This window comes from Rubrivivax albus, assembly GCF_004016515.1.
In the GTDB taxonomy this organism is placed as follows: Bacteria; Pseudomonadota; Gammaproteobacteria; order Burkholderiales; family Burkholderiaceae_C; genus Rubrivivax; species Rubrivivax albus.
In genome coordinates this window covers 239081-257152 of record NZ_SACT01000009.1, presented here as the reverse complement: position 1 = coordinate 257152, position 18072 = coordinate 239081, and the positions used below count along the sequence as shown (strand labels likewise).

At 68.3% G+C, this 18072-nt stretch carries 16 protein-coding genes; 1 reads left to right on the top strand and 15 read right to left on the bottom strand.

The genetic code is table 11. The features are described 5' to 3' along the window. From ENE75_RS21910 to ENE75_RS24940, 6 genes are all read right to left on the bottom strand, one after another. Positions 1-1515 (bottom strand): HAMP domain-containing protein (locus tag ENE75_RS21910; protein ID WP_158289047.1); only part of this gene is annotated, 1515 nt, incomplete at its 3' end. 33 nt (positions 1516-1548) lie between these two features. Continuing rightward, positions 1549-3762: a chemotaxis protein CheA gene (locus tag ENE75_RS21905; protein WP_128200674.1), complete on the bottom strand. Its 2214-nt coding sequence runs from the start codon at positions 3760-3762 to the stop codon at positions 1549-1551. A gap of 12 nt (positions 3763-3774) precedes the next feature. Next, positions 3775-4047: an STAS domain-containing protein gene (locus ENE75_RS21900; protein ID WP_128200672.1), complete on the bottom strand. Its 273-nt coding sequence runs from the start codon at positions 4045-4047 to the stop codon at positions 3775-3777. A gap of 11 nt (positions 4048-4058) precedes the next feature. Further along, positions 4059-4427 (bottom strand): response regulator, encoded by a 369-nt coding sequence (locus ENE75_RS21895; protein ID WP_128200670.1) that lies wholly within the window; start codon positions 4425-4427, stop codon positions 4059-4061. A 25-nt stretch (positions 4428-4452) separates the two neighbouring features. Next, on the bottom strand, positions 4453-4818 hold the full coding sequence (locus tag ENE75_RS21890) for a response regulator (RefSeq protein ID WP_128200668.1): 366 nt from the start codon (positions 4816-4818) through the stop codon (positions 4453-4455). A gap of 16 nt (positions 4819-4834) precedes the next feature. Further along, entirely contained in the window at positions 4835-5869 is a 1035-nt protein-coding gene (locus ENE75_RS24940; RefSeq protein WP_158289046.1) for a methyl-accepting chemotaxis protein, read from the bottom strand. A 494-nt stretch (positions 5870-6363) separates the two neighbouring features. Here ENE75_RS24940 and ENE75_RS21875 point away from each other — a divergent pair, with 494 nt between their 5' ends. Further along, positions 6364-8232: a methyl-accepting chemotaxis protein gene (locus ENE75_RS21875; RefSeq protein WP_158289045.1), complete on the top strand. Its 1869-nt coding sequence runs from the start codon at positions 6364-6366 to the stop codon at positions 8230-8232. 98 nt (positions 8233-8330) lie between these two features. Here ENE75_RS21875 and ENE75_RS21870 read toward each other — a convergent pair whose 3' ends face one another. The 9 genes from ENE75_RS21870 to ENE75_RS21830 all read right to left on the bottom strand — a co-directional run bounded on the left by ENE75_RS21870 (position 8331) and on the right by ENE75_RS21830 (position 18066). Further along, positions 8331-8714, bottom strand: coding sequence for a hypothetical protein (locus tag ENE75_RS21870; RefSeq protein WP_128200660.1), 384 nt, complete (start codon positions 8712-8714; stop codon positions 8331-8333). A gap of 48 nt (positions 8715-8762) precedes the next feature. Beyond that, positions 8763-9626: a DMT family transporter gene (locus ENE75_RS21865; protein ID WP_128200714.1), complete on the bottom strand. Its 864-nt coding sequence runs from the start codon at positions 9624-9626 to the stop codon at positions 8763-8765. A 68-nt stretch (positions 9627-9694) separates the two neighbouring features. Further along, on the bottom strand, positions 9695-11197 hold the full coding sequence (locus tag ENE75_RS21860; RefSeq protein WP_128200658.1) for an aldehyde dehydrogenase: 1503 nt from the start codon (positions 11195-11197) through the stop codon (positions 9695-9697). Between the two features lie 17 nt (positions 11198-11214). Continuing rightward, positions 11215-12591 carry a DUF3138 family protein gene (locus tag ENE75_RS21855; protein WP_128200656.1) on the bottom strand — a complete coding sequence of 459 codons (1377 nt, stop codon included), beginning with the start codon at positions 12589-12591 and terminating at the stop codon, positions 11215-11217. Between the two features lie 29 nt (positions 12592-12620). Further along, complete coding sequence (locus ENE75_RS21850; protein WP_128200655.1) at positions 12621-13460, bottom strand: ABC transporter permease; 840 nt, start codon at positions 13458-13460, stop codon at positions 12621-12623. Then, a complete protein-coding gene (locus ENE75_RS21845) occupies positions 13457-14377 on the bottom strand; it encodes an ABC transporter permease (RefSeq protein WP_128200653.1) in 921 nt (306 codons plus the stop codon). Before ENE75_RS21845 ends, ENE75_RS21850 begins: the two co-directional genes overlap by 4 nt. Positions 14378-14390: 13 nt before the next feature. After that, positions 14391-15494, bottom strand: a complete 1104-nt coding sequence (locus ENE75_RS21840; protein ID WP_128200651.1) for an ABC transporter ATP-binding protein — start codon at positions 15492-15494, stop codon at positions 14391-14393. A gap of 17 nt (positions 15495-15511) precedes the next feature. Then, a complete protein-coding gene (locus tag ENE75_RS21835) occupies positions 15512-16624 on the bottom strand; it encodes a polyamine ABC transporter substrate-binding protein (RefSeq protein WP_128200649.1) in 1113 nt (370 codons plus the stop codon). Between the two features lie 59 nt (positions 16625-16683). Beyond that, on the bottom strand, positions 16684-18066 hold the full coding sequence (locus tag ENE75_RS21830) for an aspartate aminotransferase family protein (RefSeq protein WP_128200647.1): 1383 nt from the start codon (positions 18064-18066) through the stop codon (positions 16684-16686). Between the last annotated feature and the right edge of the window lie 6 nt (positions 18067-18072).

The window sequence follows — 18072 nt, the reverse complement described above, 5'->3', positions numbered from 1 at the left end:
GTTGTCGGCGTTGCCCTTGACCGAGGCGTTCATCTCCTGCAGCGAGGCGGTGGTCTCCTCCACGCTGGCAGCCTGCTGGCTGGCCGAGTGCGCCAGGCTCTGCGAGGTCTGCGAGACCTGCGCGCTGGCCGCCCCCAGGTGGTCGGCCGCACTGCGCACCTCGCGGATCGTGCCGCTGACGGTCTCGATCAACTCATTGAACTTGCCGCACAGCTCGGCATGGAAGGCTTCCTTGCCCTGCAGGCCGATGCGGCGGCTGAAGTCACCGCCCACGGCGGCGTCCACTGCGCTGCCGATCTCCTGGGCGACCTGCGTGGCCGCAGCGCTGGCGGCTTCGGTGGCGGCCATGCGCTCGCGGTCCTCCTGCTGACGCGTCTGCAGGTTCCGCTGCATGGCCTGCAGGCTGCGCAGCAGCTGCGCGGCCTCGTCCGAGCCGCTGGCGTCGATGACGTGGTTGAGGTCGCCCGAGGCCACGGCGTCGGCGGCGGCCACGGCCTGGCCCAGCGGCCGGGTGACCGAACGCGACAGCAGCACTGCCACGATGCCGCCAAAAAGCAGCAAGGCCGCGCTGAAGGCCAGGAACGCGAACTGGGCTTGCCGTTCTACCGCGACACGTTCGTGCAGCAGTTGCTCCAGGGCCGCGGTGGCCACGGTGTGGAAGGCAACCTGGGCATCCACGGCTTCGTCACCAAGCCGCCGGAATTCAGCGGCCGTCAGTGTTGCGCTGCCTTTGTCGGCCATGTCCTCTGCCAGTTCATGGAGTTCGTCCGCCTTGTCCAGCGCCAGCTTCAGCGGTTCGGCCAGCGCGGTCTTCATTGCGGGCGCGATGTCCAGTGACTTCTCTACCTGCGTCGCCACGCGTCCCTGCAAGTAGTGGATGCGATGCGAAGCCTGGGCCAGGTCGGCGCGCTGGGTCTCGCTCATGCGCTTTGCCGCGATGGCCTCGCTGCCCAGTTCACGCAGACGGTGGACCTCGCCCGACAGGCGCGGCAGATGGTCGACCAGCACCGTCATCAGGTAGTAGCTCTCGGACACCGGATCCAGCGACAGGCCGGAGGCGTCGGCGATCTGATCCATCAGGCTGAACGTGCGTTGGACCAGGTCCTCATGGTGCTGCGCCGAACGCCCTGCGTCGGCAGCGCCGCTGTTGACCTGGGTCTTGATGGACTCCCAATCGGCGCGCCAGGCCTGTGCGTTCTTCACCGCGAGCTCATACTCGAGTGCCTGAACGTCTGCCGTCGTGCCCTGGAACTGTTGTTCCACGCGCTCCTGGGCCGCCTGCCGCGCGGCTGCGTTGGCGGCGCCCACAGACGTGTCGTGCTGTTGCAGTGCCACCTGCAGTGCAAAGGCCTTCTTCAACGGGTCGAGGCCGGCATCCTCGGCCTCGGCCACGTCGATGTTGGCGTTCTGCAGCGCGACGACCTTGTACAGCGGCACCGCGGCCAGCGTGAGGCCGACGCTGCCGAGGATCGCGAACTTCTGCCACAGCTTCAGACGGCGGAGTACGGTGTTCATGGTGGTGATTCCTTGGGCGAAGAGGGGCCGGTTTCAGTGGGCGGCCGAAGACGGGCGAACGGTGGGGCGGCTGCGTGTGGCAGCCATGACCAGCCCCTGGATGTCGAGGACCAGGGCGACGTCGCCCGAGCCCAGGATGGTGGAACCGGCCAGCGCCTGCAGCGGCCGGAACATCGGTGACAGCGGCTTGATCACCGTCTGGTGCTCGCCCAGCAGGCGGTCGACGATCAGGCCGATGCGGGTGGCGCCATCGCGCACCACGATCAGGCTGCGGCGCGAACCCTCGTCGGGCATGCCGCCGTAGAACGGTGCCAGATCCAGCCAGGGCAGGACCTCGCCGCGCAGGTCGAAGGTGCCGGTGACGGCGCCGCCGGCGGCGCGGCACTCGGCCGGCACGTCGATGCATTCGCTGACCACGGCCAGCGGCAGCACGTAGTGCACACCGCCCACGCGGGCCAGGAAGCCGTCGATCATCGCCAGCGTCAACGGCAGACGGATCTGCGTGGTGGTGCCGCGGCCGGGTGTGGTGGCCAGCGAGATGTGGCCGCGCAGCGATTCGATGTTGCGCTTGACGACGTCCATCCCCACGCCACGGCCAGACAGGTCGGTCACCGCTTCCTTGGTGGAGAAGCCGGGGGCGAAGATCAGCTGCCAGACCTCCTGCTCGGTGAGCACCGTGTCGGCGTCGACCAGGCCGCGTTCGCGGGCCTTGGCCAGGATGCGGTCACGGTCCAGGCCGCGGCCGTCGTCGCTGACCTCGATGACGATGCTGCCGGCCTCGTGGTAGGCGTGCAGCGCCAGGCGCCCGGTGCCGGGCTTGCCGGCCTCGGCGCGCTCGGCGGCCGTCTCGATGCCGTGGTCCAGGCTGTTGCGCACCAGGTGCATCAGCGGGTCGCCGATGCGCTCGACCATGGACTTGTCGAGTTCCGTGTCGCCGCCGGTGACCACGAGCTCGATGTCCTTGCCCAGTTGCTTGGCCGTGTCGCGCACCACCCGCTGGAAGCGGGCGAAGGTCTCGCCCACGGGCACCATGCGCAGTGCCAGGGCGCCGTCCCGCGTGGACTGGATCAGGTCCGAGACGCGCTGCGTGGCCTCCAGGATGGCGGCGGCTCCTTCGGCGCTGGCGGCCATCTGGGCGCCCGAGCCGGCGATCACGAGTTCGCCGATCAGGTCGATCAGGTGGTCCAGCTTGTCGGCACGCACCTTGACGTAGCGGGCCTCGTCGGCACGGCGGTCGCGCGGGGCCAGGCGGCGGTCAGGCGTGGCCGCCGCGGTGTCGGACTGTTCGGCCTGCGCCGCCGCGGTGGACGATGTGTCCTTTGCCGGTGCTGCGGACGCTGCCTGTGTCTCGTGCGCGGCCACCGGCGCGGCGCCGGTCTGCCACGGGCCCAGCCCGTCCCAGGCCCTCTGCAGAGTGGTCCGCGCATCCTCATCGCCACCGCAGCGGGCGTCGAGCAGCGCCGCGAACAGTGCCGGGTCGCTGCCCGGCTCGAGAATGGTCAGCTCGCAGTCGTCGATGGCGAACTCGAAGACCTGCTCGATGGCGGCGCGGTCCTGCGCCGTGGACAGGCGCAGTTCGAAGCCCAGGTGGCAGTCTTCGGCGTCGATGTCGGCCAGCGTGGGCACGGCGCCGGCCAGCGTGTGCACCGCGTCGACGCTGCCGACCTGGCGCAGGTAACGCAGGAAAGCCATCGGGTCGAGGCCGTTGCGCAGGGCATCCCGGCCGAAACGCAGCGACAGGTGCCAGCACGGCTCCGCGGCGTCGGCAGACGGCGCCGGCTCGGCAACGTGTCCGGAACTGGAGGCGGCCGAGCCCGCCGGAGTGTCCGAGGTTTCGCCACCGTAGAGGGCGCGGATCTCCGCACCGAGGCTGGCACTGCGCGCGGCCACGTCGGGGTCGGTCTGGCCGGAACGCACCTCGTCGATGAGCGCCTCGATCTGATCGCGCCCCTGGAGCAGGGCGGCGATGATGGTGTCGTTCACCTGCTTCTGCCCGCTGCGCAGGCCTTCGAGCAGCGTCTCGACCTCGTGCGTGAACAGCACCACCGCGTCGCAACCGAACAGCCCGGCGGTGCCCTTGATGGTGTGTGCGGCGCGGAAGGCGGCGTTGAGGTTCTCGGCGTCGTCGGGCGCCGTCTCCATGACCAGCAGCGCCTGTTCGAACTGCGCCAGCATGTCGGCCGCTTCATCGAGGAAGCCGGCACGGGCGGCGGCGATGATCTCCGCGTCGTCGTCGTAGTTGGACATCGGCCGTTCTCCTCAGTCGTCCAGAAGCGATTGCAGGCCGAAGACCTGCAGCCCGTCGCGGACGACCGGCGACGCGGTGGCAACCTGCAACTGCTGGCCACGCTCGGCCAGGCTGCGCCGAGCGGCCAGCAGCAGCTGCACGCCGGCACTGTCGAAGTCGGTGACCTCGCCGAGGTCCAGCGTCAGGTTGCCGCCGGCATTCACCGCATCGGCCAACGTTTCGCGCCAGGTGGCGGCGAAGGCGATGGTGAGTTCGGGGCCCAGGGGGAGGGCAGGGGTGGTCATGGGTGTGGGGCTCAGTGGACGAGGCGCTGCACGGCGGCCACGAGATCGCCAGGCCGGCAGGGCTTGTTGAGGAAGGCCTGCGCGCCTTGCACCCTGGCCTGGTCCTTCACCTGTTGCCGCGATTCGGTCGTCAGCAGCATCAGCGGAACCCTGCGCAGGCTGGGGTGATGGCGCAGGTAGCGCAGGAAGCCCAGGCCGTCCAGGCGGGGCATGGTCAGGTCGCAGACGATGCCGTCGGGTGTGCTGTCGACGAGGCGGTCGATCGCGTCCTGGCCGTCGCAGGCCTCCACGACCCGGTAGCCTGCCTGTTCCAGCGCCATGCGCATGAGCGCGCGAATGGACGCCGAGTCGTCCACCAGCATGATCGTTTGTCCTGGCATGGTCAGGTGCCCCTCTGGCCGGATCTCAGACGCACAGCCGGTTGACGGCGTCGACCAACTGAGAAGGTTGGAACGGCTTGGTGATCCACGCGCGTGCACCCGCGGCACGGCCTTCGGCCTTCTTGGCCTCCTGGCTCTCGGTGGTCAGCATGATCACCGGGGTGAACTTGTAGCCACCGGTCGTCTTCAGGTGCTTCAGGAACGAAAGCCCGTCCATGTTGGGCATGTTCACGTCGCAGACGATCAGGTTGAGCTTGCGCCCGTCGAGCTTGCCGACGGCGTCCTTGCCGTCGACCGCCTCGACGGTCTGGTAGCCGGCCTTCTGCAGCGCCAGCTTGACGACGGTTCGGAAGCTGCCCGAATCGTCCACGATCATCACGGTCTTGCTCATGGGGTCCCCCGGTTCCTCAGAAAAACTCGACGCCGGCGCTCTGCTGCACGTGCACGTTGCCGTGGTGCCCCGAGCGCTGCTCTTCCATCGTGTAGGCCGCTTCCAGTGCTTCCAGCCAGCGCGCGGCGTCGCTCTGCGTGGCCGTCGGGTTGGTGGCCACCCATTGCGCGAAGTTGCCCATGTCGCTGGAGACGATGGCCAGCATCTGGCTGATGCGGTCGCCGAACTGGAAGTGGATGAAGCTCTCGTCCAGTTCGTTGCGCAGCGTGGAAACGGTCTGTGCCACTTCGTCGGAGCCGGCCAGCGCGGCACCCAAGCCGGCGATCAGCGTGTGCAAAGACTGCCGTGCGGCCAGGTCGATTTCCAGGCGAAGCTCCTCGTCGGACGTGTCGCCGGTGGAGCCGCGGCAATGGGCCTGGGCTAGGGGTGCCTCCAGTGCGGAGATCACCTGCTCGATGCGTTCGGCCGCTTCACCGATGCGCGTGGCCAGCATGCGGACTTCGGTCGCCACGGCCTGCTGGCCATCGTCGCGGCCATGGCCGGCCATTGCGCCGTCGCCATGCCGCCGCTGGGCCTCGATGCTGGCGTTGAACGCCACCAGGCGGGTGTGGCGCGCCAGCTCGCGTGCGGTTTTCGCGTGCTGCTTCAGCTCGGCCACGCCTTCGGCACAACTTGCCAGGACGGCAAACGCATCGTCACGCTGGGCGAACGCCCGCTGGCTGGCGACCAGCAGCGGCTCGAGCGCGGCCGACTCGCGGTCCACGGTGGCGGCCACCATGCCGGGCTCCGCTGCGATGCTCTGGGCCTGCAGCTTGTCGGTCAGTTCGTGCAGGGCGCCGGATATCGCCGAGAAGCTGTTGAGGATGCCGCCCACGCCTTCTGCCGAAGCCTCTCGCGTCAGGTCCAGCTGCCGGCTCCAGACCGGCACCACCTGGCTGACCATCACCTCGGCGCCGTGGCGGCCGGCGACCGGCGTTGCACCCGCTGCGCGGGTGGCCGGTTCGGTCGGCCCCGGGCTTGCGCGCAGAATCCAGACAGCGCCGGCCGTCATCAGTCCGAGCCCAAGCAGGCCGAGCCAGCCGCCCGACCACACCATGACGGTTGCGGCCGCACCGGCGGTTCCGGCGAGCAGCGGGCGTGTCCATCGCGAGTGGGCGTGCCGACGCGCCGGGGGCGCGTCCAGGTTCAACACATGGTCTGGCATGGCATTCGTGAACAGGGCGTCAAGGCCTTATCGGCAGTACCCGGACATGCTGAAGCCGCTCGGCAATGCAGAAGTCCTGATGAAAGGGGCGAATAAATCCTTCTTCCTGGGATGACAAGTGATGACATGCCGAAAATCCACTTCACCTGACTCGCCCCGTGCCGATACAGGAACAGCGTCGCGGGCACGGGTATCGATGCACCGTGGCTTGACACGCACCGAGGAGTGCCATGCTGCTGTCTTTGTCTGCTCTGCGTTCCGCCCGCCCCAAGGGCAACGGGTCCGCCGCCCCTCGGGCGTGGCGTGATTTCTTCGCCTATCACGGGATCTGGGCCCTGGGGGTGCGTCCCCTTCGTCGCATCAGCGTGCGCGCCAAGGTGATGCTGTTGCTGGGCATCCTCGGCGTGCCTCTGGCCGCACTGAGCGTCAATCTGCTGCTGCAGTACCAGCAGTCCTATTCATTGGCGCAACAGCGGTTGGCCGGTGTGCGTCTGGTGGCCGCGGTGTCGCAGTTCCGGGTCGAACTTGGCACGGGTGCCCGCGCCGTGGAGACCGGACAGACCCCGGGCAACGACGACCGCGTGGCCGTCCACGGCCGTCTCGTGACGGCCATGGACGATGCGCTGGCCACCGGGCTGGGCCTGGGCGCCAGCTGGGAACGCGCGCGCGCCGCCGTGGAGCGGGCGGTGCAGGCCGCAGATCTGCCGCATGCCGCGCGGCGCCCGGTCGATGCGCAGGCGCTGCTGGCCACCCAGGCGCTGCGCGACGATGCAGTGGCAGCCACCCAGGCCCAGGCCAGCCGTGACAGCGCGCTGAGTGCCACGGCTGACCTGGCGCTGGGCGAACTGCCGACGCTGCAGACCTCGCTGGCGCTGCTGCGCCGTGCGGTGGTGGGGCTGGCCGGCCAGGACGGTGCCGCCTCGGCCGATCGCCTGGTGAAAGCCGCCGTCACCTTCGGCGAGGTGCAGCGCCTGTGGACACAGGTTCAACAACCGATCGATCTGCTCGAAGGCGGCAAGGCGACGACCGGCGCGCTGCGCCTGGAGGCCACGCGCCAGTATCTGGACTGGGCACAACGCGAGGCCCTGGCACAGGCCGGCACCATCGACCTCCAGCGCCACGCCGCGCTCTACGACGCGGCCCGCACGGAGGTCAGCGGCTTGCGCACTGGCCTGACCAACCGGCTGGAGGCCGCGCTGGCGGTGGCAATGGACCGGGCGCGCCAGGCGCGCAACGGCGTGGCCATCGTGGTTGCCGTCTGCCTGGTGACGGCGGCGTTCATCGTCTACAGCTTCTTCCTGGTGATGAACGGTGGGCTGCGCCAGCTGTCAGTGCAGATGGAGCGCATGGCCGACGGGAAGCTGACCGCGCGGCTGCACCCCCGTGGCGACGACGAGGTGGCGCAGACCATGCGGGACATGACACGCGCGCTGGTGCGGCTGTCGGACCTGCTGGCGTCGGTGCGCCAGACCGCGGCGTCGGTGAACCAGTCGGCGCAGACCGTGGCCCACGGCAATGCCGACCTGTCCCGCCGCAACGCCGAGACCGCACAGCATCTGGCCGCCGTGCTGGACGGGGTGGAACGCTATGCGCGCGAACTGACCGCCTGTGGTCGCGACGTGGAGCAGGTGGTCGACCGGGTGCAGAACCTGCGGCTGGCGTCGACACGCAACCGCAAGCACATGGGCCGACTGAGCCAACGGATGGACCAGCTGCGCGTGAGCAGCCGCGAGATCGGCGAGATCGTGCGGGTCATCGACGGCATCGCGTTCCGCACCAACATCCTGGCACTCAATGCGTCGGTGGAGGCCAGCAAGGCCGGTGATGCCGGCCGTGGTTTCGCCATCGTCGCGCAGGAAGTCCGCAGCCTGGCCCTGCGCAGCGCCGACGCGTCGCGCCGGATCGGCGACATCGTCGCCCGGTCAGGGCAGGACGTGGATGCCTGCGGCGCGCTGGTGCAGGAGACCAGCGCGGCACTGGCGGGGAGCGACGAGCAGATCGATGCCATCCACCAGTCGGTCGAGCGTGTGGCCGCGATGTCGCGCGATGGGCAGAGCGAAGCCTCGGCGCTCAAGGGCGGCCTGGTGGAGATCAATGGTGCGTCGGAGGAAAACCTTCGGCTCGTGAAGCAACTGGCCGAGGCGTCCGGGCAGCTGCAGTCGCACGGCGACCGCCTGCTGCACAAGATCGGCCAGTTCGAGCTCTCCTGACCCGACTTGCCGCGGCTACGGGCCACGGCTGGCAGGGGCACCACGGGGGCCGGCGTCGCGCTGCTCGCGCGGTAGCGCTCCAAGCCGCGAGGCGACGGTCAGTACATCGGGTAGGTGTTGGTGCGCAGCACGTCGCGCGGCAGCGGCGGCGCCTTGATGATGCGCGTCTGGGCCGTGATCAGGCCCGGTTCGTCGGCCGACCAGCGTGCCTTGGTGCGCGCGGTGCCCAGGGCGCGCGCGGGGCTGGTGGACGGCTGTGTCTTCAGAAAGGCAGAGGCACCACCGGCGCTGGCGAAATAGCGGACACGGCGGGTGCCGACGGTGGCGCGGTGCAGCCTGCCGGCCGCCACCAGGGCCTGCGCGGCGCGGCGAACCTGTTCCGGGGCATGCCCAGTGACGTCGCTGACGGAGAAGCCCGCAGGCGTCGCGGCTAGGGTTTCGAGGGTGTGGTGCAGTGTGGTGTTCAGGCGTGAATCAGTCATGCACCATTGTGGCACGAAAGCCACAAAAAAGCAATTGCTCAAATGTAATTAAGCTGTTGCACCACTTCCTGGCTTGACACCGGCGGGCCAGACCGCCAGCAACAGGCCCGCCAGCGCCAGGCTGCCGGCCAGGGCCTGCCGCAGCCCGAATGGCTCGCCCAGGGCCAGCACGCCCACGGCCGTGGCCGAAACCGGCAGTAGAACGGAGAACACGCCGGCGCGCGGCGCGGGCACGGTGCGCAAGCCCTGCATCCACAGCCAGACCGACACCACGCTGGCTGCCAGTGCGTAGAACACCATCAGTCCCCACGTGGGCGCATCCACCTTCGAGAAGTCGAAGGACAGGGCCTGCCACAGCCCGAGCGGCGTGACCAGCAACAGACCCCAGCCGTTGATGAGGGCGCTGATACGCCGCGGCGAGACGGCGCCGGTGAGTTGCTTGCCGATGACGACATAGCTGGCCTCGCACAGCACCGCGCCAACGAGCAGGGCGTAGCCCCACCAAGGGCCGGGTGCGGCCGAGCCGCCGCGCAGCAGGGCCAGCACGCCGATGCCGCCAACGGCGCAGGCGATGGCTGCCGCCATCCTGCGGTCCAGCCGATCGCCCAGAAACAGCCACGACAGCAGCGCCACCATCGCCGGCATCGTCGCCATCACGACGCCGGCGGCCACCGCCGAGGTGGCGGCCACGCCGAACAGCATGCAGATGGAGAAGCCGAAGTTGCCGAGAAAGCTTTCCCAGAACAGCAGGCGGCGGTCGCGCGCGGAAAGGGCCGGTTCGCCCGGCGCGCGACGCAGCCAGTGCGGCATGGCCAGCGCGGCGATGCCGAAGCGCAGCCAGGCCAGAAGGAAGACCGGGAACACCCCGACGAGCAGCTTGGAAAGCCCCACGTAGCTGCCCACCAGAACCATGCTGGACGCCAGGGCGGCATAGGCCAAGGGGGCTGCGCCGGACGTGCCCGGGGACGTGCCGCGGGCCGTCACGCCGGGTCGATGCGCAGCCAGGTGGTCTTCAGCTCGGTGTACTTGTCCAGCGCGTGCAGGCTCTTGTCACGCCCGTTGCCGCTTTGCTTGTAGCCGCCGAAGGGCACGGTGATGTCGTCCTCGTCGTACTGGTTCACGTGCACGGTGCCGGCGCGCAGTGCCCGCGCCACGCGGTGGGCCCGGTTGACGTTGTCGCTCCAGACGCTGGCCTGCAGGCCGTAGGCGTTGGCGTTCGCCAGCGCGATGGCTTCGGCCTCGGTCTCGAAGCGGATGATCGACAGCACCGGCCCGAATATCTCCTCGCGGGCGATGGTCATGCCGTTGAGCACACCGTCGAACACCGTGGGTTCGACGTAGCAGCCACCGGTCTCGGCACGCGCCTGGCGCCCGCCGGCCACCAGCCGCGCGCCCTCGGACTGGCCGGCCTCGATGTAGCCGAGCACGGTCTTGAGCTGGGTGCCGTCCACCAGCGCGCCCATCACCGTGGCTGGATCCAGCGGGTCGGCCGGCTGGTACTGCGGCACCTCGGCCCGGACGACGTCGACGAACTGATCGGCGATGCTCGCGTGCACCAGCACGCGTGACGGTGCATTGCAGCTCTCGCCCTGGTTGAAGAAGATGCTGCCGGCCACGGTCTTCGCGGCGCGTTCGACGTCGGCGAAGTCCGGGAAGACGAGGAAGGCCGATTTGCCACCGAGCTCGTTGTAGACCCGCTTGAGGTTGCTGCGCCCTGCGTACTCCAGCATGCGGCGGCCGGTGCGGGTGCTGCCGGTGAAGCCGATGGCGTCGACCTCCATGTGCAGCGCCAACGCTTCGCCGGCTTCATGGCCGTAGCCCGGCACGACGTTGAAGACACCCGGCGGGATGCCGGCCTCCACCGCCAACTCGGCCAGCCGCAGAGCCGTGTAGGGGCTCTTCTCGCTGGGTTTCAGCACCACGGAGTTGCCCGTGGCCAGGGCCGGGCCGAGCTTCCAGGCGGCCATGATCATCGGGTAGTTCCAGGGCACGATGACACCCACGACGCCCATGGGCTCGCGCGTGATCAGCGCCAGGGCGTTCGCCGCGGTGGGCGCGATCTCGTCGTAGACCTTGTCGATGGCCTCGGCGTACCAGCCGATGGTGCGCGCCGCGGCCGGCACGTCCACGCTCAGCGCGTACTGGATGGGCTTGCCCATGTCCAGCGTCTCCAGCAGCGCGAGTTCGTCCTTCGCCGCGAGGATCTTCTCGGCAAAGCGCTGCAGGATCTTCTTGCGTGCCGCTGGTGCCTTGCTCGACCAGCGGCCGTCGTCGAAGGCGGCGCGCGCGCTGCGGACGGCTGCATCGATGTCCGCCGCCTGGCCGCGGGCCACGGCGCCGAGCCGCCGGCCGTCGATGGGCGAGTGCTTGTCGAAGACCTGCCCGTCTGCGGCGTCGATGCGGCGGCCATCGATCACGGCGCGCCCGTCGGGTGCGAGGCCGGACGCGCGGGCGGTCCAGTCGATGCGTTCGTTGGCGCCCATCGCCCGACTCCTTCAGGTCAGAACGTCACGACTACCGAGGTGCCGAGCAGGTGGTTGGTCTTGCGGTAGTTGCCCTGGGCACCGATGAAGGCGTTGCCGCTGGCGCCATCGAGGCGGTACTCGACCTTGAACGTGGTGTTCAGGCCGTAGAGGTAGGACAGGCCCAGCGACAGCGCGTAGCGATTGTTGCCCTTGCCCGATGGGTCGGCGCCCCAAGTGCCGGTGCCGCTGTCGAACACCATCTCCGGGCCGAAGCCGTTGCGGCCATCGGCGACCAGCAGGTTGCAGTCGTCGTCGGCACAGGCCGGTACCGAGCCGAAGATGCCGCCACCGTTCTTGTCGTTCTTGACATAGTCGGCGCGCACGATGCCCTTCAGGCGAGGCGTGAAGTTGTAGGCGGCCAGGCCGGACAGACCCGTCCATTCGGCGTCCCCGTTCGCGGCACCGTCCTCAATGCGGCCCCATGCCAGCTGGCCCTGCAGTGTCCAGTCGCCGCGGATGTAGTAGCCGTCGACCTCCAGTGCGTGGATGCCGGCGCCGAAGCTCTTGCCGTGCACGCCGGCAAAGCCCCAGCCGTCGAATTCGCCCTTGGAATAGTCGACGCGGTAGGCCAGCACCTCGGCCTTGTTGTCGCGGTCGTAGCGGCTGGCGTTCATGTTGCCCAGGAACACCCGCGTCCACCACTTCCCGCGCGTGATGTCGATGGCCGCGCCGGTGTAGAAGCTCGGCAGCGTGAAGTCGAACAGCAGGTTGTGCGTGATCAGCGGCTGCTGGTCGCTCCAGGCGTATTCGTAGCCCGACCAGTCGGGGATCTGGCCCACCCAAAGGCGCGTCTGGTTGTCGGTGAGTTCCATCGAGACGCTGGCCTCGTGCACGATGGAGCCGATGTTGTAGCCGGAGCTGGCGTTCTTCTGCGGCGCCAGGGTCAGCCGCCACTTGGTGCCGTCCTCGGTCTCCTTCTGGAAGTCGAGCCGCACCTGGCCGAAGTAGGAGTTGTCGTAGCCGAAGCCGTCGTCGGGGTAGGAGAAGTCGCTGCCGCTGCCGCCGAAGGCGTTCAGGAAGGCGAAGCTGCCTCCGCGCGTGTTCGTCCAGATGAACGTGGGGTCCATCATCCCGTTGATCACCAGGCCCTTGAATCCCTGGTCGGTGAAGCTGTCCTGCAGCGACTCGGTCTTGATGGCGATGCGGTTGAATTCCTGCACCTGCTCGGGCGTCATGCCCCACTGGGCTTCCTTGGGCTTCTCCTGTGCCGCCTTCAGCTGGGCTTCCAGCTGGTTGACCCGCTCGCGCAGGGCGCGCAGCTCCTGCAGGATCTGGTCGTTGCTGGTCTGCGCCAGCGCCGGGAAGGCGGCGGCCAGGGCCAGCGCCATCAGGGTGGGACGAACGGTGTTCATCAGTCGCTCTCCTCGAAGAATCCTTGGGTTCAGCCGCGCGTGGCAGCCGCCATCTCCTGCGCGCGCCGACGCTCGGCACGTGCGATCAACCAGCTCGCCAGCACCACGCCGACGGCCACGACGGCCACGATGATCGTGGCCACGGCATTGACGCTGGGGTCCAGCCCCAGGCGTGCGCGCGAAAAGATCACCAGCGGCATCGTCGTCGCGCCCGGCCCGGACAGGAAGGCGGAGATGACGACATCGTCCAGCGAGATCGTGAAGGTCAGCAGCCATGCCGAGGCCAGTGCCTGCGCGATCATCGGCAGGGTGACCAGCCAGAAGACCTGCGGCGGCTTCGCGCCGAGATCCATCGCGGCTTCCTCCAGCTGCGGATTCAGATCGCGCAACCTCGCCTGGATGACCACGGTGGCGTAGGCCACGCCCAGCAGCAGGTGGCCGAACCAGATCGTCATCATGCCGCGGTCGGGCCAGCCGACTGCGCGCTGCACGCTCACCAGCATCAGCAGCAGCGACAGGCCCACCACCACTTCGGGCATCACCAGCGGCGCGTTGACCATGCCGGAGAACACCGTGCGACCGAAGAAGCGCTTGTACTTGACGAGCGAGAACGCGGCCAGCGTGCCCAGCACCACCGCGCCGCAGGCGGTGAAGAAGGCGATCTTCAGGCTCAGCCACAGGCCGGCGATGATCTCGCCGTCGGTGGCGAGATCGCGGTACCACTTGAGCGTGAAGCCGCGCCAGGCATTGGGCACCGGCGAGTCGTTGAACGAAAAGACCACCAGCGCCACGATGGGCAGGTACAGGAACACGAAGCCCGCGGCCAGCCAGCCGCGCGCGAACCAGCGGTTGATGTCCGCGGTCCTCATCGCTGCGACTCCTGGCTTTCCGCCTGGTACTTGTTGAACAGCGCCAGCGGCACGATGATGAGCAGGATCATCACCACGGCGACGCTGGACGCCATCGGCCAGTCGTTGTTGGCGAAGAACTCGTCCCACATCACGCGGCCGATCATCAGCGTCTCCGGCCCGCCCAGCAGTTCCGGGATCACGTACTCGCCGACGCAGGGGATGAACACCAGCATCGAGCCGGCGATGATGCCGGCGCGCGACAGCGGCACCGTCACCTTCCAGAACGCCGTCCACGGGCTGGCACCGAGGTCGGCCGCGGCTTCGAGCAGCCGCAGGTCCAGCTTGGCCAGGTTGCCGTACAGCGGCAGGATCATGAACGGCAGGTAGGTGTAGGCCATGCCCAGCACCAGCGAGAACGGCGTGTTCATCAGCTTGCCCGGTGCCGGGATCAGGCCGAGCGCGAACAGCAGCTGGTCCACGCCGGTGCCTACCAGCGCGTCGTGAACCCAGCCGTTCTCCGACAGCAGGCCCTTCCAGGCGTAGACGCGCAGCAGGAAGCTCGTCCAGAACGGCAGCATCACCAGCATCAGCAGCGCGGGCTGCAGGGTCGGCTTGGCCCGTGCCATGAAGTACGCGAACGGGTAGCCGATGAGCAGGCAAAGCGCCGTGGTGGCGGCCGCGTACTTGACGCTGGACAGGTAGGTGCTGACGTAGAGCGGATCCTCGAGGATGTAGAGGTAGTTGCCGAACTTCAGCGTCAGCTGCAACACGCCTTCTTCCCAGGTCAGCAGGTCCTTGAAGGTCACGACCTCCATCTCGGACACGCTGATCTTCATCACCACCAGGAAGGGCAGCAGGAAGAAGACGAGCAGGAACGCGTACGGCACGCCGATCACCGGCGCGCGGCTGCTGAAGATCGACTTGAGGCGCTCCATGGGCGTCAGGCCGTCATTGGGTCAGCACGATGTGGGCCGAGCGCGACCAGTGCGCCCAGACCTCGTCGCCCCAGGTCAGCTCGTCGTCCTTGTGGCGCTGCACGTTGGCCTGGCTGACCTTGAGCATGGCGCCGCTGGCCAGCTGCAGGTGGTAGACGGTGAAGCTGCCGAAGTACGACATCTCCTTGATCGTGCCGCGCGTGGTGTTGAAGTCGTCGGAAGGCTTCTGCCGCGAGACGTGGATCTTCTCCGGCCGCAGCGCCACCGTCACCGCCATGCCTTCGTTGCCGGTGATGCCGTGGCCCACGTAATGGCGGCAGTCGGCGCTGTCGATGATCACGTGGTCCGGCTCGTCCACCGCCAGCGTGCCGTCCATCAGGTTCACGTTGCCGATGAAGTCGGCCACGAAGCGCGAGCTCGGCGTCTCGTAGATCTCGCCCGGCGGCCCCACCTGCAGGAAGCGGCCTTCGCTCATCACCGCGATGCGCGAGGCCATGGTCATGGCCTCCTCCTGGTCGTGGGTGACCATCACGCAGGTCACGCCCACGCTCTCGATGATGTTGACCAGCTCGATCTGCGTCTGCTCGCGCAGCTTCTTGTCCAGCGCGCCCAGCGGTTCGTCCAGCAGCAGGAGCTGCGGCTGCTTGGCCAGGCTGCGCGCCAACGCCACGCGCTGCTGCTGGCCGCCGGAGAGCTGGTGCGGCTTGCGCTTGGCGAAGCGTTCCAGCTGCACCAGCTTGAGCATGGCCTCCACGCGAGAGCCCACCTCGTCCTTGGGCAGACCCTCGCGCCGCAGGCCGAACGCGATGTTGTCCCACACCGTCAGGTGCGGGAACAGCGCGTAGCTCTGGAACATCATGTTGATCGGCCGCTGGTAGGGCGGCAGATCGGCGAGGTCCCGCCCGTCGAGGATGATCTGCCCGCTGGTCGGTGTCTCGAACCCCGCCAGCATGCGCAGCAGCGTGCTCTTGCCGCAGCCCGAGGACCCCAGCAGCGCAAAGATCTCGCCCTTGGCGATGTCCAGGCTGACGTGGTTGACGGCCTTGAAGCCGCCGAAGTCCTTGACGACGTCGCGGATCTGCAGGTAGCCGGCGCCGGGCGCGGTGGCGGGGGACATCGCGGGCGGGCTCCCGGTCAGAGGCCGGTCTTGAAGGACGTGAAGGTGCGCGTCATCAGACGCCGCAGGTCGTTGTTGATGGCATCGGGCGCCACCATCTTGCCCAGGTCGGCCGGCGACAGGAACACGCTGGGGTTGTTGGCCACATCGGCGCGCACGAACTTCTTGGACGCCGGGTTCGGGTTGGCGTAGAGCACCTTGTTGGTCAGGCCGGCGTGCACCTCGGGTCGCAGGATGTAGTCGATGAACTTCTGCGCGTTGCCGGGGCGCGGCGCATCGGCCGGGATCACCATCACGTCGAAGAACAGGATGCCGCCGGTGGACGGAATCAGCGTCTCGATGTTCTGGCCGGTCTTGCCGTCGATGGCGCGCTGGCGGGCCTGGCTGATGTCTCCCGACCAGCCGATGGCCACGCAGATCGAGCCGCCGGCCATGTCGTTGATGTAGCCCGACGAGCTGAACAGCGTGACGTAGGGCCGCACCTTCTTGAGCATCTGAGCGGCCGCAGCGTAGTCCGACGCCGTCTTGCTGTAGGCCGGCTTGCCGATGTAGTGCAGTGCCGCGGGCAGGATCTCGGTGGCGGAATCGAGGAACGACACGCCGCAGCTGCGCAGCTTGCTGACGTACTCCGGGTTGAAGACCAGGTCCCAGGCGTTGGCCGGCATCGGCGTGCTGCCCAGTGCAGCCTTGACCTTGTCGACGTTGATGCCCACCGTGGTGTAGCCCCACAGCCAGTTCACCATGTACTGGTTGCCCGGGTCCATCTTGGCCAGCTGGGCCTGCAGCGCCGGATCCAGGTTCTTCAGGTTGGGGATCTTGTCCTTGTCCAGCTTGCGCAGCAGGCCGCCGTCGATCTGCAGCTTGGCCCAGTTCGACGAAGGCACGATCAGGTCGTAGCCGGTCTTTCCGGCCACGAGTTTGGCGTGAACGATCTCGTTGTTGTCGAAGTTGTCGTAGCGGACCTTGATGCCGGTTTCCTTCTCGAAATTGGCGATCGTGTCTTCGGCGATGTAGTCCGACCAGTTGTAGATGTTGAGGACCTTTTCCTCCTCCTGGGCGACGGCCGGCGCGGACACCAGGGTCAGCGCGGACGCGATGGCACCGAGGGCGAGAAGGGGCTTCAGCGACATGGTGGGAACCTCCAGGGGGAAGGACAGGTCGGGGCGGTTGCCGATGTTGGGGCGGGAGTCTAAGCGAGCCAGCCGTGTGCCCGGGCATCGGCCAGCGTGAGATCGAGGCAGCGGTGGATCAGGTCCATCATGTGGTCGACGTCGGCGCGCGTCATCACCAGCGGCGGCGCCACGATCATGCGGTCGCCCACGGCGCGCATGATCAGGCCTTCGCGGAAGCAGTGGCCGCGGCAGACCATGCCCAAGCCCAGGTCGGGCGTGAACGGCGTGCCATCGGTCTTGTCCTTCACGAGCAGCAGGGCGGCCATCATTCCGCAGGTGTCGACGTCGCCCACGAGCGGGTGCCCGCGCAGCGCTTCGAAGCGTTCAGCAAGATACGGGCCGACGTCGTCTCGCACGTGCTCCACCAGACCCAGCGACTGGATCAGCCGGATGTTGGCCAGGGCCACTGCGCAGGCCACCGGGTGGCCGGAGTAGGTGTAGCCGTGGTTGAACTCACCGCCGTGCTCGATCAGCACCCGGGCCACGCGTTCGCCCACCATCACGCCGCCCAGCGGCAGGTAGCCGCTGGTCACGCCCTTGGCGAAGGTCATCAGGTCAGGTCGAAAGCCCTGGGTCTCGCAGCCGAACCAGTGGCCGGTGCGGCCGAAGCCGGTGATGACCTCGTCGCTCACGAGCAGGATGCCGTGGCGGTCGCAGATGCGCTGGATCTCGGGCCAGTAGGTGGCCGGAGGCACGATGACGCCGCCGGCACCCTGCACCGGCTCGCCGATGAAGGCGGCCACCTTGTCGGGGCCGACCTCCAGGATCTTGTCTTCCAGCCAGCGTGCGGCGACGAACCCGAACTCGTCCTTCGACAGGTGTCGGCCATGCTCATGCCAGTACGGTTGCTGGATGTGCACGATGCCGGGAATCGGCAACCCACCCTGGGCGTGCATGCCGCTCATGCCGCCCAGCGAGGCGCCGGCCATGGTGCTGCCGTGGTAGGCGTTGACGCGACTGATGATGACCTGGCGTTGCGGCTGGCCCATCAGGTCCCAGTAGCGGCGCACCATGCGCACCACCGTGTCGTTGCCTTCGCTGCCGCTGCCGGCGAAGAACACGTGCCTGAACTGCGGCGGCGTCACCTCGGCCAGCAGCGCGGCCAGTTCGATGGCCGGCGGCGTGGCGGTCTGGAAGAAGGCGTTGTAGAACGGCAGTTCGCGCAGCTGCTGCGTGGCCGCGTCAACCAGGGCCTGCTGCCCATAGCCGACGTTGACGCACCACAGGCCCGACATCGCGTCCAGGATGCGCTGCCCGTCGCTGTCGGTCAGCCAGATGCCGTCTGCCTTGGTGATCACGCGGCTGCCGCGTGCGGCCAGCGACTGGAAGTCGGTGAACGGGTGCAGGAAGTGAGCGGCGTCAAGCGCCTGCCACTCCGCCGTGCTGCGGGAGGTCGTCATCGTGTC

Bases quoted from the DNA above. Each gene is read 5' to 3' on its own strand.
- ENE75_RS21905 (WP_128200674.1), bottom strand. From the start codon at position 3,762: ATGTCCAACTACGACGACGACGCGGAGATCATCGCCGCCGCCCGTGCC.
- ENE75_RS21900 (WP_128200672.1), bottom strand. From the start codon at position 4,047: ATGACCACCCCTGCCCTCCCCCTGGGCCCCGAACTCACCATCGCCTTC.
- ENE75_RS21895 (WP_128200670.1), bottom strand. From the start codon at position 4,427: ATGCCAGGACAAACGATCATGCTGGTGGACGACTCGGCGTCCATTCGC.
- ENE75_RS21890 (WP_128200668.1), bottom strand. From the start codon at position 4,818: ATGAGCAAGACCGTGATGATCGTGGACGATTCGGGCAGCTTCCGAACC.
- ENE75_RS24940 (WP_158289046.1), bottom strand. From the start codon at position 5,869: ATGACGGCCGGCGCTGTCTGGATTCTGCGCGCAAGCCCGGGGCCGACC.
- ENE75_RS21870 (WP_128200660.1), bottom strand. From the start codon at position 8,714: ATGACTGATTCACGCCTGAACACCACACTGCACCACACCCTCGAAACC.
- ENE75_RS21865 (WP_128200714.1), bottom strand. From the start codon at position 9,626: ATGGTTCTGGTGGGCAGCTACGTGGGGCTTTCCAAGCTGCTCGTCGGG.
- ENE75_RS21860 (WP_128200658.1), bottom strand. From the start codon at position 11,197: ATGGGCGCCAACGAACGCATCGACTGGACCGCCCGCGCGTCCGGCCTC.
- ENE75_RS21855 (WP_128200656.1), bottom strand. From the start codon at position 12,591: ATGAACACCGTTCGTCCCACCCTGATGGCGCTGGCCCTGGCCGCCGCC.
- ENE75_RS21850 (WP_128200655.1), bottom strand. From the start codon at position 13,460: ATGAGGACCGCGGACATCAACCGCTGGTTCGCGCGCGGCTGGCTGGCC.
- ENE75_RS21845 (WP_128200653.1), bottom strand. From the start codon at position 14,377: ATGGAGCGCCTCAAGTCGATCTTCAGCAGCCGCGCGCCGGTGATCGGC.
- ENE75_RS21840 (WP_128200651.1), bottom strand. From the start codon at position 15,494: ATGTCCCCCGCCACCGCGCCCGGCGCCGGCTACCTGCAGATCCGCGAC.
- ENE75_RS21835 (WP_128200649.1), bottom strand. From the start codon at position 16,624: ATGTCGCTGAAGCCCCTTCTCGCCCTCGGTGCCATCGCGTCCGCGCTG.
- ENE75_RS21830 (WP_128200647.1), bottom strand. From the start codon at position 18,066: ATGACGACCTCCCGCAGCACGGCGGAGTGGCAGGCGCTTGACGCCGCT.